The sequence below is a fragment of the Thermovenabulum sp. genome (assembly GCF_049723235.1).
Classification (GTDB): domain Bacteria; phylum Bacillota; class Thermosediminibacteria; order Thermosediminibacterales; family Thermosediminibacteraceae; genus Thermovenabulum.
Genome location: NZ_JBNARB010000031.1, coordinates 1 through 15,296 on the forward strand (window position 1 = coordinate 1; position 15,296 = coordinate 15,296).

Genomic DNA, 15,296 nt, shown 5'->3' on the forward strand with positions numbered 1-15,296 from the left:
CTGCAAAATTTGACAATGCTTTTTAAAAGTATTATATTTTTTATAGAATGTAAATGCAAATCATTTGCAAAAAGGAGGCAGAAACTTAAAAAATGTACAGAAATAGCAGTATTCTCTCTGCATCAAGAAAACTATTATTTATTATTTTAATTATATACTTAGTTTTTCCTTTGATGGGTTGCCAAAATAAAAAGGCCAAAGTAGATGAGAATAAGATTGTGGTATATACCTCCATTTATCCCTTATTTGATTTTGCTAAAAAGATAGGGCAGGATTACATAGTTGTAGAAAACATAACACCTGCGGGGGTTGAGCCTCACGAATTTGAGCCCTCATTGAGCAAAATTTCAAAAATATACGAGAGCAATGCCTTTATATATCTGGGCGGGTCTATGGACCCGTGGGCGGAAAGGATTGCGGGAGAACTCGTTAAGAGGAACATACCGGTTTTAAAAGCAGGAGAAGATTTGATAGAAGGAAATGACCCTCACATATGGCTTTCACCGAAAATATCGATGCAAATGGCAAAAAAGATTTACGAATTGCTGGCCAAGGTCGATGGAAAGAACAACGCCGTTTATGAAAAAAATTATAATCGGTTAATTGACGAACTCAAAAAATTGGATGAGGAGTATAAAAAAGAATTGACTTCAAAAAGGCTAAGGGATTTTGTGGTATCCCATGCAGCTTTCGGCTATTTGGCAAAAGAATACGGGTTAAACCAGGTATCGATTAAAGGGCTTTCTCCTCAGGAAGAGCCGTCTTTAAAGCATATTAAGAATTTAATAGACTTTTCCAGGGAAAGGGGAATAAAATACATCCTTGTCGAAAGTTTGGAAACTCCCAAGGAAGCCCAGGCTTTGGCAAAAGAAGCGAATCTAAAAATACTTACTTTAAACCCCATTGAAGGGCTGACGGCTGAGGAAGAAAAGGCCGGTGAAGATTACTTCAGCTTGATGAGGAAAAATTTAGAGGTTTTAAAGGAGGCTTTAAAATAAGCCTGAATGCAAGGATTTGGGGGAGTTTTTATGACAGGTCCCATTCTGGAGCTTATAGGTGTCAGCTTTTTCTACAATGGAAATTCAGTCCTGGACAATGTAAATATAAAAGTTGAAAAAGGAGATTTTTTGGCTCTTATCGGTCCTAACGGTGCTGCAAAGACCACCCTTATGAAAATAATGGTGGGGCTTTTAACTCCGAAACACGGAAAGGTATTGCTTTTCGGAGAGGATATAAAGGATTTTAAGAGGTGGGAAAAGATAGGATATATCCCTCAATTAACGGGGGATATCAACACGGGTTTTCCGGCTACCGTATGGGAAATAGTGGATTCAAATTATTATGAAGGTTTTTTAAAGGGTTTTATTAATAAAAATGAAAGAAAAGCAGCAGTGATGAGGGCTCTTGAAAAGGTTGGGATAAACAAACTTTCAAATAAAATGTTAAGGGAGCTATCGGGAGGGGAAAGGCAGAAGGTGTTTTTAGCCCGCGCCCTTGTGAAAGAGCCGGAAATCCTTTTCCTGGATGAGCCCACGAGTGCCATGGATGCTCCTTCACGGCAGGATTTTTATAATCTTCTCACTGGTTTAAACAGAAATTTTGGGATTACGGTGGTTGTTATCACTCATGATATAGGTTTTGCCTATGAGAAAGCTACAAAAATAGGCTGCGTAAAGGATAAAAAGGTTTTCATTCACGAAAATGTCGGGGAAGTTACGGAAGGTCATATTGCTGAGGTAATGGGCTACAAAATCCCTGCATGTGATATTCATGGGGAGTGAATAAAATGGATTTTTTAAGCCTTTCCCTTATTAACAGGGCTTTAGCAGCGGGCATATTAACGTCAGTATTAATTTCAACGGTGGGTGTATTCGTGGTATTAAGGCGTATGTCAATGGTAGGGGATAGCCTTTCCCACGCTTCACTGGCGGGTGTGGCTTTCGGTATGCTCTTTGGTTTTTACCCTTTTTACGGAGCGCTGATTTTTGCTCTCCTCGCGGCATTTTTAATAGAAATTCTGCGGAAAGCCTTCAAAAAATATTCGGAAGTGGCTTTGGCCGTGGTAATGTCCGCCGGTATAGGGCTTGCGGTTGTTATGATAAGTTTGGGGAAGTCCTTCAATGCCGACCTTTTTTCTTACCTTTTTGGGAGCCTTATCGCTGTAAACGAAAAAGACATAAAAATAATGGGTTTACTGGGGCTGGCGGTGATAATTTCGCTACTTATACTAAATAGGGGGCTTTTTGCGGTTACCTTTGATGAAGAATCGGCAAAAATTGCTGGTATACCCGTAAATTTGGTCAATTTATACCTTTCCCTTGTTACCGCTTTGTCGGTAGCCCTGTCGGTTAGGATAGTTGGGACCTTGCTGGTTTCTGCTTTGATGGTAATACCCACTGCGGTTAGCCTACAGGTTTCGAGAAGTTTTAAAATGGTTTTTATTGTTTCAAATATCGTAGCCCTTTTTTCAGTTCTTCTTGGTATCATTATTTCTTACTATTTTGACCTTGCACCGGGCGGCACTATAGTATTGATATCCTCTTTAATCCTTGCTATTGTTCTTTTAATTAGGGGGGTCAGGAGCGGATGGGATTGATTTCATCGGAGGATTTAATAAAAAAAGCCGGACTTAAGGTCACGGGAAAACGAAGGGCAATAATAGATATCCTCTTAAAGTCCGGCAATATGCTTTCGGCAAAAAGCATATACGAAAAAGTTAAAAAGGAATACCCTGATATAAATTTTTCAACCGTATACCGCAATTTAAATCTGCTGGCGAAAAAAGGAATACTGTGTTTTGTTTTATCAGAAAATAAAAGCATGATTTTCAGCGTTAAACTTTCGGAAAATCACCATCACCATGTCGTTTGCAAAAATTGCGGGAGTTCGGTAGCAATAAATTACTGTCCCATGAAGTTCATAGAAAAGGAACTGGAAAACTTCGGATTTTCGGCTATGGAGCACAACTTCATAATATACGGTATATGCCCCGACTGCAAATCTAAAGGGTGATATTTTTACCGAGCCCCAGCTCCAAAGCCTTTTCGTAGATTTTAGCGGCGGTTACCACATCCTGAACGGCCAATCCTACGGATTTAAACATAGTAATTTCGCTTTCGGAGGTTCTGCCGGGAAGTTCTCCGGTAAGTAATTTTCCAATTTCACCGGTTATTTTTTCTTTATTTATAACTCCTTTGTTTATAGGTATAATCAGGTCCCCGGCCTCGGCCATGCAGGCTTCAAGCGAATCCACGTATATTTTATCCGCTTTTAATACGGCTTCTTCGGGGATTTCCTGCATTTCTGGGGTGTAGGCGCCTATTCCGTTTATGTGCACGCCTTTTTTAATTAAATTTCCATTGAATACCGGTTTTTTGGATGTGGTAGCTGTAGTGATTATATCTACCTCTGGCAGGACATCTTCGGAATTTTCAACAGCGGTTATTTTTGCTCCGTAATCATTGAAAGTATCATTCATTTTTTCGGCAAACTGTTTTGCTCTGTTAAAATCAATATCAAAGACGTATACCTCTTCAAGCTTTCTTACACAGAGCAGTGCCCAAAGCTGGGTCTGGGCTTGCCCGCCCGTACCGAACAGCAAGGCTTTTTTAGCATCCTTTCTTGCCAGGATTTCCGTGGCTACTCCGGAAGCAGCACCTGTCCTCATCCTTGTAAGATATGTACCATCCATAATCGCATTGACAATTCCTGTTGAGCCGTCAACCAGAATCATGGTTGCAGGAACGGAAGGCAGGCCTTTATTGATATTTTCAGGATATACGGAGACTATTTTTACTCCTGCAAAATCAACACCTTCTACGTAAGAAGGCATAAAAAGTATTTGTCCATTGTATTTTTTTGCGGTAATGTTGGTTCTCAAAGGTACAACGCAGTTACCCTGGGCTAAGGTAATATAGGCTATTTTTACAGCTTCAATAGCTTCATTCATAGTGAGCACTTTTTTCATATCTTCAGCACTTAAAATAAGCATATTTCTCAGCTCCTTTAAATTATAAAGTTTGATTAAAAAATAAAGTTAACATCATTAAAAGTTATAAAAACCTATAAAAATTTATAGAAAACTTATATAATCTTACTCATAATAATAAAATTAGTAATCATTTTGATTGTGGGTTATTCTCCATATTTAATACAGATTTAACTATATCAAGGTGTTCTTCCATACCTTCACTAGCAGATATAGGATCACCATCTTTTATTGCATTAATTATTTTTTCAAATTGTTTAATAGTTATTTCACGAGTATATGGTAACGTTTTCATAAAAGCTATAGCTTGGCCTGCAACCCTTTGCATAAGTAAGTTAATTAATTCTGTTAGTAAAGAATTTTTGCACGAAGCGGATAAAGTAAGATGAAATTGCAGATCATAATCGAAAAAAAGATCGAAATTATCGTTATCAATCTTTTTCATTTCCTTAATTATTTCTTCAAGTTCAGATACATCGTCGTCGGTAGCCCTTTGAGCAGCCAGTTTTGCTGCTGTTACCTCAAGTATTCTTCGGACTTCCATAAGTTCAAACATAGAGGCTCGTTCTAACATTTGGCCCCATGTAAGTGAATTCAGTATCATAATAGCATCTTTGTTTAAAAACCTTCCTATACCCGGCCTTGTTTCTATAAGTCCCAAATGCTCCAAAGATTGAAGCGCTTCTCTTACAGAAGAACGCCCTACACCAAATGCTTCGCATAATTCCATCTCAGTTGGAACTTTTTCACCCGGTTTTAACACCCCCTTTTTAATTAAAGAACGTATTTCATCTGCAATAGTTTCTGTAATTTTACTGGGTCTTTTAATCTTGTTAATATTTTTAATCATATGTAACTCCCACCTCGTTAATCGCAACATATTATTTATATCAATACTGTTAATTATTTAGTTCAAATTGACACCAAATTATATAAAATTTATGTTCTTCTGAAAAAAGAACTGTTCTTCCTGAGGCAGTTAAACCAAAATATTTCAATTTTATTTTTTTTCTTTTATTATACCGAAAAAAAATACTACAATACAAATAATCTGTTGTTAGTCTAATTTGTTTTTCCTATATGCGTCTGGAGACCATTAAAAATAAATGGTCTCCAGACATAATTTGTAAGTGTTATTTTATTATTCCCATTTCTCTAAATCTAACAATCCTTCTGACTTTGCTACAATACAGGTTCCTACCATGTCACCAGTAACATTGCACATTGTTCTACCCATATCGAGAATTACATCAATTCCAAGTACTAATGCAAAAGCTCCTGCAACCACAGTTCCCGGTTCAACATTAAGACCGACCATATTCATAACGGCTAATAATACCACTGGACCAGAACCAGCAATACCGGCAGTCCCCATTGTACCTATGGTGACAACAAGAATAACTATTAGCTTTTGAATAGGTGAAAGATGAATTCCTGCTGCAAAAGCAACGAAAAATACCGAGATAATCTGATAATAAGCTTCTCCGTCCAAATTAATTTGAGAACCAAGGGGCAGAGTAAAACTGCCGATATTTCTTGATACCCCTAAGTTTTCTTCTGAAACTTTTAATGTAAGCGGCAAAGTTGCGCTGCTGCTCCTTGTGGCAAAAGCCATAAGCATAGCGTCTTTTGCTTTTGCAATAAATTTCGCATAGCTCAACCTCGTAAACAAAGTAAAGAGCAACCCATATACAATCAACAGTTGAAAAGCATAACCTATATAGCATGTTAAAACTAATTTAGCAACAGAACCAATTACTTTTGTACCTTCTTGCGCAAATAGTACTGCAATTAAGGCAAAAACACCTATCGGAGAATATTCAAGGACACCTTTTGTAATTCTAAACATCAACTCGGCTGTCCCCTGACAGAATTTGTATACAGTTAATACAGCTTCTCTTATATTATCATCTTGAGTGTCTCTCAAAATTGAAATTGCAATGCCAAAAATAACTGCAAAGACTAATACTTGCAAGTAAGCTCCATTTGCAAAAGATGCTGCTACATTATCAGGTACCATGTTCAAAAGCACACTACTGACAGATGGAGTTTGGACTGCAGCACCTTCGGCTGCGGTGCCGCTTATAGATAAGCCTATACCGGGCTTAAATATCTGGGCAAGTATTAATCCAAAAAAAGCTGCAAAAATAGTGGTTACAAGATAATATATTAAAATTTTTCCTGCAACTCTTCCAATTTTTGAAGCGGGCATACCTCCTACACCAGTTACAATTGCAGAAAATATAAGAGGGAGTATGATCATTTTTAGTAATTTAATCATTAAAGTACCGAATGGTTCAATTACAGCAATCTTAGGACCAACAACCAAGCCAACAATAGCGCCTAAGATAAGGGCGATTAGAATTCTCCACACAAGAGGTGTCCCGAAATACCAACCAAGACTTCTTTTTTGGTTTTCTACCATGCTTTTACCTCCTTTACATTAAAATTTTTTTGTCAGCCTATGACAAGAGATTTTCCTTATGTCTTATCACCCCTTTTCTAAACGCGTTTTTAGAGAGTTATATATTTTTTTTGATGTTTCTGTTGTTGATAAACCACCGAGGCCGGTACAGCGCAACTCGGGGGGCAACATCTTTCCAACTTCATCCATAGCTACCAGTGTCTCATCTAGAGGGATAACCTTATCGTAACCTGCTAAGGCCATATTGGCACAGGCTATAGCGTTTGCGCCTGCCATTATGTTTTTCCCTAGGCAGGGCACTTCTACCCTTTCAGCCACAGGATCGCAAATCAAACCCAATATGTTTTGCAATGCCATTGAAGCTGCATCAACACACTGCTGTGTACTTCCGCCAAGTAACTGCACCAGTCCCGCAGCAGCCATACCCGATGCAGCTCCACATTCTACCTGGCAACCGCCCACTTCTGCAGCAAAACCTGATTTTTCAGCAATAAAAACGCCTATCATTCCTGCAGCAAGCATGGCTTTTACAATGTCATCAATATCAAATCCCATCTCTGTAGCCACACCTATGAGAGTACCCGGTAAGACGCCGCATGATCCAGCGGTTGGTGCTGCTACAATCACACCCATCGAGCTTTTAACTTCCATCATTGATGTGATATAAGCTATTACTGTGTTTAAAATGCCGGGGATTAATTTATTTTCTTTCTTATATTTTTCGATCATCCAAGCCTGTGGCCCAAGAATTCTATCTTTGTATTCAGTACCTTTTAGGCCTGTTTCAATTGACGATTTCATTAAGACTACAATATCCTTCATCTTATTGAAGACATCATGCTTTGATATATTACCTCTGGCACTTTCATACATTAAAGCAAGTTCCCACAACTGTAAATTTTCATGCGAAGCTACCTGCAACATCTCCCTTGGGGTTCTAAAAGGCACATTACAATTTTTTCTGGACATGATAGGAAGCACGGGAGTAAGCTGGATAACATCCTCCACCTGTTGAATATTCTCAATTTGCTTTATTACTTCGTCGGGTAATTGATATCCTGTCTTAACATTTATCAAGCCTTGCCGGTTGTTTGTCAGGCAATTACAGAAATCAAAATCCCCGATAAGTGTTATAATTTCATCTGCTTTTTGTTTAAAAACATTCTCGTCTATATTATTTAAAAATATTAAAGTTTCGTAAAAATCACCGGAAATTTCAACTTCAAATCCATCTATTTCTTGAACTTCAATCATACCACCGCCAGTAGAAATAGCAGTTAGTCGTTTAACCTCATTATCATAGCTGGTGGCTGTTATCCGATATGTATTGGGGTGTTTTGCGGGATAGTCAACAATTTTAAAACTAACACTAATACCTTGTTTTTCAGCTAACTTGAGCGAGTCGACCAAACGATCATCTTCTGGTCCAAAGCCCAATAACCCGCCAACCAAACCAATATCTGAACCATGTCCATGGTATGTAGTTGCGAGAGACCCCTTTGTATCAAACTCAACAATAACTTCTTTGAGCTTTCCTTTAACCAACTGTTTAACCAGGTTGCCAATTCTAAGTGCTGCAGCCACATGGGAACTTGAAGGGCCCCTCATAATTGGACCAATTACGTCATTAAAAATACTTGCAGGTTGTTTAAGCATTTTATATTCCTCCCGTTTTATTGATAATTTTCTGTTCTGTTTAAGGGCAATAAATGACTTATATAAATGATCTATTACTCTTATTTTTCAAAAGTTGTTTTATAACACTTAAATGTTCATACATCTGGCAATCAGGTTGTCTGATGTCTTATATCTTAAAATTTATATTCGACGAGTAATTAGGTTTTCCTTCTTTATTTTATAAATTTTTTTAATTTTATTTTTATACACTATACTTCTTTCTCGTTTTTGACATAGAAATATCTTACACTATAAAGGTATGATATTATTAATAAAGGTATGATATTATTAAGTAAGAAATTTTAAAAGGAGTGTCATGGCATGGAAATAATGGATGAAAAGTTAGCAATGGCAAGGATTAGAGACCTTTTCAGAGCAGCCGAAAAAAAAGGAGATTATGTGGCGAGCAATTTTTTAACACCCCTGGAACAGGAAATGGTTATTGATATATCAAGGGAGTTTCCCGAAGTCAAATTCTTTTTTGAGGGTGGATATAAAGAAGCAGAGAGAAAAATACTGGTAGCATATCCCGAATACATAGAAGGACGCCCCTTTGTGGCACCGGTAAAGGCCCTTCGCATAAAGTTAAGGGAGGAGGATGCTTTCCCCGGGCACAGGGATTTTTTAGGATCTATACTGGGCCTTGGTATATCCCGGGAAAAAATCGGAGATGTTCTGGTAAAAAAGGGAGAAGCCATAGTGATAGTAAAAGAAGAAATAATCGAATTTCTCGGGCTTAATCTTAATAAAGTGAAAAATTTCGATGTGGAAACGGAAGAAATAACGTTGAAGGAAATAATAGCACCGGAAAAATCCTATAAAGAAGTAAAGGGTACGGTGGCTTCCCTGCGCTTAGATGCGGTGGCAAGCCTTGCCTTCGGGGTATCCCGTTCGAAAATGGCACCTTATATAAAAGGGGAAAACGTAAGAGTAAATTTTAAAATTGTATCCGACCCTTCCCATGAGGTGAAGGAAGGGGATATCATATCCGCCACCCGCATGGGGAGGGCAAAGGTAGAAAAAATCGGAGGAGAGAGCAAAAAGGGTAGAATTTACGTTACCATACACAGGTTTACAGGGTAGTTTATACACAAGCGGGCTCAAAGATTAATTCTCCTTTTTCAAATCTTTTCAGGTTTAAAACATCTATATCGATGGGGCTTTTTCCTTCGACTATGAGTTCGGCGAGCAAAAGCCCCACTATCGGTCCCATTTGAAATCCGTGTCCGCTCCAGCCCAAATCCAGGTAAAAACCTTCCACATCGGTTTTCCCTATAATTGCCTGTTGATCCGGGGTCATGTCGTAGAGGCCGGCCCAGTGCCTTACTATCCTGAGGTTTTTGATTTTCGGGAGGTGGAATACGAATTTTTTGACCGCATTCTCCAAAAAACCCCAGGAAGAATTGACATTAAAATCCTTTACCTCATGTTCCGGATCGCCTACTCCCATTAATATCGTGCCGTTAGGAGATTGTTTAAAATAAGTTCCGTGCAAAAAGGATATCACCATGCAGGGAAGAAAGTATTCAATGGGTTCTGTTACGAATATCTGGTGCCTTTCTGGATATACGGGAATGTCAATACCCAGCTTATTAGCCAACTCTTTGCCCCATGCTCCGGCGCAGTTTACCACGACCGGCGTTTCGTAGACCCCTTTTTCGGTAATAACTTTAAAAAGCCCGGGTTTTATGATTTCAATATCCAAAACCCGGTTGTAAGTAATTATATTCGCTCCCATCCTTCGTGCGGCTTGGGCATAAGCAAAAGTGACCATAAAAGGATTGGCATGGCCGTCCTTTGGGTTATAGGAAGCTCCGATTACGCCTTCCAGGTTTAAATCGGGTACAATTTCCTTTATTTCTTCCGGTGAAAGGAAAACAGATTCTTTTATTCCTAATTCGTGCTGCAGTCTAATATTTTCGTTAAATTGCTTTACCTGAGATTCATTATAAGCCAGCATCAAATAACCGCCCCGGGTAAATTCTATGCTCCTATCAAAATTCAGTTCTTCCTCAAGGTTTTCAAGCAGTTTCATACTTTCTTTCATTAAAAGACAGTTTATTTTTGTTCCGAACTGATGCCTTACACCCGCTGCGCACCTGCCCGTTGCCCCGCTCGTTAAGTATTCCTTTTCGAAAAGAAAAATATTTTTCATCCCTTTTTTTGCCAGATTGTATAAAACCGAAACTCCGTGAATACCCCCGCCTATTACCACGGCCTCTGCGGTTATTGCCATTTAGCTACCCCCCTTTTTAAATTTCATAATAAAAAAATATATAATACAATTAAAAATAGTATACAAAATAATTAAAAATCAATCAATTATTAAATTCAACAATAACCGGGAATGTGATATTTTTTTGCAGGATTTCAGGTTTTTTCTGCGAAAGACATTGGTCTTTTAATGAAGGCGTTTCTTGAAATACAATATAATAGGTAGGTGAAGAAGTTGCTGGACGAACGGAGTGCAAAGATATTATCAAAGCTCCTCCGGGAAGATGACTTTGTAAAGATTGAGACCTTAAGCCGGGAGTTCAATGTATCGATAAGGACGGTGCAGTACGACCTTGACAAAATCGATTATTTTTTAAAAAACAATGGATTAAGCGTTTTAGAAAGAAGGCCTAAAAAAGGTATAAGGCTTTTACAGGAAGAAAAACAAAGGCTTAATGAAGTATTGAAAAATAAAATAAAGTTTTACTATTATCCCACCCCGAAGGAAAGGCAAGATAAAATCTTAGGCGAACTTTTTAAAGCCAAAGGTTTTATAACCATCGAGGCAATCTCCAACCTGCTCGGGGTAAGCAGAAGTACCGTTATAAAAGACCTTTTAAAGGTAGCGCAATGGCTTTATAAAAATAATCTCAAGCTTATTACTCTTCCAAGGTACGGGGTGAAAATAGAAGGAGAAGAAAGGGCAATAAGAAAAGCTGCTTTACTATTTTTAAGGGAAAATTTGGATTCCGAGCTGCCCTTTTTGGAAGAGATTGAGTCCAACAATTTGCTGATAAATAAGGATCCATTAATAAAACTTCTTGATGGAGTAGATTTTAATCTAATTATCAATGCGGTAAAAAAAGCTGAAGAAAAATTTAACATTAATTTGACCGATAAAACCTTCAATGCCGTTGTTCTGCACATTGCTTTTGCCATAAAGCGGATAATGTCCGGAAAAGACATTTCAATGCCCCAGGATGAACTTTTAAAACTAAAAAAATACGGTGAATACGAAATCGCAAAAGACATAGTAGAAAGGCTTCAGGAAGACTGCAAGATTAAAATACCCGAAGATGAAGTGGGCTACATTACAATTCATTTAGTGGGAGGAAATTTTGTTAAGGAAGATTTTTCTTCCTATAAGGATAATTTATTTTTGGTGCAGATAATAGCCGCAAGGCTGATAGAACTTGTTGGCAAGGAACTTAAACTAGATTTTTCCCGGGACAAAGAACTTTTTAACAACCTCATCCAGCATCTGGGACCTGCTTTTTACAGGCTTAAAAACGGCATTCCCATTGTTAATCCAATTCTTAGCGAAATCAAAGAAAAATTCCGGGAGATTTTTGAAGCCTGCAAAAGGAGCGTAAAGGAGATAGAAAATATCAGCGAATTTTCCATAAGCGAAGATGAGGTGGGCTATATAGCCATTCACTTTGGCGCTTCAATTGAGAGGATGAAATTTTTTAAGCAAAGGTTATTCAAGGTCTACGTGGTGTGCGGAACCGGGATAGGAACTGCCGAGTTTTTAACTTTGAGGCTCAAGAAGGAATTTAAAAATTTAGATATTCTGGGAACAGCCTCCTGTCACAATATAAGGGAGGTGGTTTCAGGAAGGCCGGTAGATCTAATTATTTCCACCGTGCCGCTTGCTGTGGAGGGTGTACCCGTCGTTTGTGTAAGTCCTATTCTTTCGGAAAAAGACATTGAAAATATAAAAGAAGTCTTATCCGGGATTGAGAAAAAAGTCAACTCTTCCCTGGATGAGCTGAAGTTAATTGAGACGATAATTGAAGCGGTAGAAAGATACGCAAAGATTATGGATAAAGAAGGGCTTTACAGAGAGCTTTACAAAATCCTTTATAAAGATGAAGCAGTAATTACGAAGGGAGATGGCCAACCGGTGCTGAAGGAACTTCTAACAAAAGATACGATTAGATTAAAAGTCAAGGCAGAAAGCTGGGAGGAAGCGGTAAGGATAGGAGGAAGACTTCTTTTTGAAAATGGGTATGTAGAATCCACTTATGTAGAGGCAATGGTGAAAAATGTAAAGGAGATAGGGCCTTATATCGTAATTGCTCCGGGCATTGCCATGCCCCACGCCCGGCCCGAGGAGGGGGTAAAAAGCATTTGTATGAGTTTGATAACCTTGGAAAATCCTGTAGAATTCGGCAATAAGGACAACGACCCCGTCAGGATGGTGATCTGTTTTGGGGCAGTTGACCATGAAAACCATTTGAAGGCTCTTTCCGAATTGATGGAAATATTGATGGATAAGGAGTGCTTAGACGGCATTCTTAAAGCTGAGTCGGTAAATGAAGTTCTTAATATAATAAAAAACAAAAAAAACCGGGGCAGTATTGATAGCCCTTTACTGGACCTTCCAGCCCCTCTACCTTCATAAGTACATGAAAAAAGTAACGGATAGCGATGAAATAGCCTACGGCCATACTTCTTCCATCGCGGCTTATTTAGCCGGACGCTTTGGCCATTTATTCGGTAAACCCGAGGAAAGCACCGAAAAAATAAAAATTCCAAAGAGAATAGAATTTATGAAGGATGTAACGGTAGGCACGGCTTTCATTATAACGATCATAATGCTCCTTGCCAGCTTCTTTGCGGATAAAGAAGTGGTGGTAAAACAGGCCGGTAACCTCAACTTTGTTATATGGGGAATCCTTCAGGGATTCAAATTTGCAGCAGGAATCACTATACTGCTTTATGGTGTAAGGCTCTTCTTAGCCGAGATAGTGCCTGCCTTTAGAGGTATATCTCAAAAGCTCATCCCCGGAGCAAGGCCGGCTCTGGACGTTCCCGTGGTATTTCCCTATGCTCCAACAGCGGTTTTGGTAGGGTTTATTAGCTCCACACTGGTATTTTTAATCTTCATGTTGATTTTTGGACTTACGGGATATGCAACGATAGTACCTTCTATGATAATGCTCTTTTTCCCCGCTGCCGGTGCTGCCGTATTTGGAAACGCAGTAGGCGGATGGAAGGGTGCCGCTTTTGGAGGAGCAATAAACGGTTTATTCCTGGCTATCGGGCAGGCGCTGACCTGGCCCATGCTCTCCAATACCGCTCCAGAACTTGCGGTGCTTGCTGATCCGGACTGGTATGTTATAATATGGGTAATAATGGGAGTAGGGAAGATTATTAAAGCAATATTCTGATCAGGGGGTCTTAATTAATGGATAAAATTAAGATAGTAACAGCCTGTGGGGTGGGTATGGGCAGCAGCCTTATCTTAAAAATGATGGTGGAAGATATTTTAAAGGCGGAAGGAATAGATGCAAAAGTAGAAAACATCGATATAGGAAGTATAAAAAGTGCCAATGCGGATATGGTGGTGGTGCAGTCCTTCCATGAGGATAAGGTAAAAGATGCGGCAAAAGTTGTTGTAAACATAGATAATTTTCTCGATAAAGAAAAATTGAAGAACAAGGTTTTAGAGGGAATAAAAGTTTTGCAAAATAAAGAGTAAGAAGGTGAAGCAATGATGATGAATTATTTAAAAGAAGTGGAGGCAGCAGTGGACAGAATAAAAGCCACCCAAATCGAAAATATAAGAAAAGCTGCGGAATTGATATTTGAATCACTAAAAAATAGCGAGGACAGCGTTTTTCACGTATTCGGTTGCGGACATTCCCACATGGCAGCGGAAGAACTTTTCTACAGAGCGGGAGGCCTTGCCTGTGTAAATCCCATATTACCCGCCGAGCTAATGCTCCACGAAGGTGGACTAAAAAGCTCTTTTTACGAGAAAAAAGAGGAGCCGATAAAGTTCATTTTCGATAGGTACGATTTAAGAGAAGGAGAATGCATAGTAATAGTATCCCATTCGGGCAGAAATGGTGCTCCCGTAGAAGCTGCTTTTGAAGCAAAAAGAAGGGGATTAAAGGTCATAGCGTTAACCTGCAGGGAATACAAGGATAAAACCACCTCCAGGCATTCTTCAGGGAAATTTTTGCAGGATGTTGCCGATGTGGTGATAGATAACTGCGGAAATTACGGGGATGCGGTACTTTTTGCAGAAAAAGAGGGGCTTTATATACCCTTTGCCCCCTTATCCACGGTGTTGAATACCGTAATATTAAATATGCTTATTGCAGAACTGGTGGAATTAATGTTAAAAAATAATATTACGCCGCCTGTGTTTTTAAGCGGTAATATAGACGGTTCAAATGACTACAATTTAGAGCTTATTAAAAAATATAGACACAGAATAAGACATTTATAAAACGTTTTGGGCCCTAATAAGGGCTCTTTATTTTGTCAATCTATTGTAATATATTGGAAGAAAAAGTTTATAATTTATGGGGGTGGCAAAAGTTGCGAATACTTATTAAAAACGTAAAAATCATTACTCCTTATGAAATTGTAAAAAATTACTGTATTGCCATAGAAAACGGAAAAATTGTAGACCTTTTTGAAAAAAAGTTTGTTAAAGAGGAATTTTACGATGAGGTTATAGATGCAAAAGGAAATTATGTATCTCCTGGGTTTATAGATATTCACTGCCACGGCGCTTCAGGGTATGATGTGATGGATGAAGGATTTATGCCCCTGGAAAGTATTGCAAGGTTTAACTTAAAAAACGGGGTAACCTCCTTTTTTGCAGCTGTAATGACGGGTCCGATTGAAAAAATTAGGTATTCTTTAAAGAATATTTCTGTATACATATCCTCCCAGCATGGAAGCGATACTTTTAAGGACAAAGCTTCCATCCTGGGCATATATTTGGAAGGGCCTTATTTTTCTAAGGCAAAAAAAGGAGCCCAGCCGGAGGAATATTTAAGAGTCCCCGATAAAGAAGAGATGGCTTTTTTTCTTGAAGATTCCCAGCATTTTATAAAGGTGGTTTCCCTTGCTCCCGAGCTGGAAGGAGCTCTGGAGGTGATAAAATATTTGAAAAAAGAAGAAGTTGTAATTGCCCTCGGCCATACCGATGCAAGTTACGAGGAAGCCAAAAGGGCATTGGTTTTGGGT

Annotated in this window: 15 protein-coding genes and 1 pseudogene; 10 read left to right on the plus strand and 6 right to left on the minus strand. The window is 38.7% G+C overall.

The window, feature by feature from the left end; translation table 11 throughout:
- Positions 1-92 precede the first annotated feature (92 nt).
- From ACPLOV_RS11135 to ACPLOV_RS11150, 4 genes are read left to right on the plus strand one after another with little or no spacing between them, the layout of a single operon-like run.
- Positions 93-998: a metal ABC transporter solute-binding protein, Zn/Mn family gene (locus ACPLOV_RS11135; protein ID WP_424911179.1), complete on the plus strand. Its 906-nt coding sequence runs from the start codon at positions 93-95 to the stop codon at positions 996-998.
- Between the two features lie 30 nt (positions 999-1,028).
- A complete protein-coding gene (locus ACPLOV_RS11140) occupies positions 1,029-1,781 on the plus strand; it encodes a metal ABC transporter ATP-binding protein (protein WP_424908875.1) in 753 nt (250 codons plus the stop codon).
- A gap of 5 nt (positions 1,782-1,786) precedes the next feature.
- On the plus strand, positions 1,787-2,596 hold the full coding sequence (locus ACPLOV_RS11145; protein WP_424908874.1) for a metal ABC transporter permease: 810 nt from the start codon (positions 1,787-1,789) through the stop codon (positions 2,594-2,596).
- The gene (locus ACPLOV_RS11150; protein WP_424908873.1) at positions 2,587-3,012 is read left to right on the plus strand and encodes a Fur family transcriptional regulator; all 426 of its coding nucleotides are present in this window, start codon (positions 2,587-2,589) and stop codon (positions 3,010-3,012) included. The genes ACPLOV_RS11145 and ACPLOV_RS11150 overlap by 10 nt, the downstream gene beginning before the upstream one ends.
- Here ACPLOV_RS11150 and ACPLOV_RS11155 read toward each other — a convergent pair.
- From ACPLOV_RS11155 to ACPLOV_RS11175, 5 genes and pseudogenes are all read right to left on the minus strand, one after another.
- Complete coding sequence (locus ACPLOV_RS11155; RefSeq protein WP_424911180.1) at positions 3,002-3,991, minus strand: ornithine cyclodeaminase family protein; 990 nt, start codon at positions 3,989-3,991, stop codon at positions 3,002-3,004. The two genes, ACPLOV_RS11150 and ACPLOV_RS11155, sit on opposite strands and share 11 nt — an antisense overlap.
- 127 nt (positions 3,992-4,118) lie before the next feature.
- Positions 4,119-4,838 (minus strand): FadR/GntR family transcriptional regulator, encoded by a 720-nt coding sequence (locus ACPLOV_RS11160; RefSeq protein ID WP_424908871.1) that lies wholly within the window; start codon positions 4,836-4,838, stop codon positions 4,119-4,121.
- Between the two features lie 291 nt (positions 4,839-5,129).
- Positions 5,130-6,413, minus strand: a complete 1,284-nt coding sequence (locus ACPLOV_RS11165) for a dicarboxylate/amino acid:cation symporter (protein ID WP_424908869.1) — start codon at positions 6,411-6,413, stop codon at positions 5,130-5,132.
- Positions 6,414-6,479: 66 nt separating this feature from the next.
- Positions 6,480-7,667: an L-serine ammonia-lyase, iron-sulfur-dependent, subunit alpha gene (sdaAA, locus tag ACPLOV_RS11170; protein ID WP_424911183.1), complete on the minus strand. Its 1,188-nt coding sequence runs from the start codon at positions 7,665-7,667 to the stop codon at positions 6,480-6,482.
- 174 nt (positions 7,668-7,841) lie between these two features.
- Positions 7,842-8,069 (minus strand): annotated as a pseudogene (locus ACPLOV_RS11175) (serine dehydratase beta chain); the annotation flags it as partial.
- A gap of 342 nt (positions 8,070-8,411) precedes the next feature.
- Between ACPLOV_RS11175 and ACPLOV_RS11180 the strand changes: the two are divergent.
- Positions 8,412-9,173 carry an RNA-binding protein gene (locus tag ACPLOV_RS11180; protein WP_424908868.1) on the plus strand — a complete coding sequence of 254 codons (762 nt, stop codon included), beginning with the start codon at positions 8,412-8,414 and terminating at the stop codon, positions 9,171-9,173.
- Position 9,174: 1 nt separating this feature from the next.
- Here ACPLOV_RS11180 and ACPLOV_RS11185 read toward each other — a convergent pair whose 3' ends face one another.
- Entirely contained in the window at positions 9,175-10,326 is a 1,152-nt protein-coding gene (locus ACPLOV_RS11185) for an NAD(P)/FAD-dependent oxidoreductase (RefSeq protein ID WP_424908867.1), read from the minus strand.
- A 213-nt stretch (positions 10,327-10,539) separates the two neighbouring features.
- Between ACPLOV_RS11185 and ACPLOV_RS11190 the strand changes: the two genes are divergently transcribed.
- The 5 genes from ACPLOV_RS11190 to ACPLOV_RS11210 all read left to right on the plus strand — a co-directional run.
- The gene (locus tag ACPLOV_RS11190) at positions 10,540-12,711 is read left to right on the plus strand and encodes a BglG family transcription antiterminator (protein WP_424911181.1); all 2,172 of its coding nucleotides are present in this window, start codon (positions 10,540-10,542) and stop codon (positions 12,709-12,711) included.
- The gene (locus ACPLOV_RS11195) at positions 12,668-13,480 is read left to right on the plus strand and encodes a PTS transporter subunit IIC (protein ID WP_424908865.1); all 813 of its coding nucleotides are present in this window, start codon (positions 12,668-12,670) and stop codon (positions 13,478-13,480) included. Before ACPLOV_RS11190 ends, ACPLOV_RS11195 begins: the two co-directional genes overlap by 44 nt.
- Before the next feature lie 17 nt (positions 13,481-13,497).
- Positions 13,498-13,791 (plus strand): PTS sugar transporter subunit IIB, encoded by a 294-nt coding sequence (locus ACPLOV_RS11200; RefSeq protein WP_424908864.1) that lies wholly within the window; start codon positions 13,498-13,500, stop codon positions 13,789-13,791.
- A 12-nt stretch (positions 13,792-13,803) separates the two neighbouring features.
- A complete protein-coding gene (locus tag ACPLOV_RS11205; RefSeq protein WP_424908863.1) occupies positions 13,804-14,547 on the plus strand; it encodes an SIS domain-containing protein in 744 nt (247 codons plus the stop codon).
- Between the two features lie 92 nt (positions 14,548-14,639).
- A partial coding sequence (locus tag ACPLOV_RS11210) for an N-acetylglucosamine-6-phosphate deacetylase (RefSeq protein WP_424911182.1) occupies positions 14,640-15,296 on the plus strand: 657 nt, incomplete at its 3' end.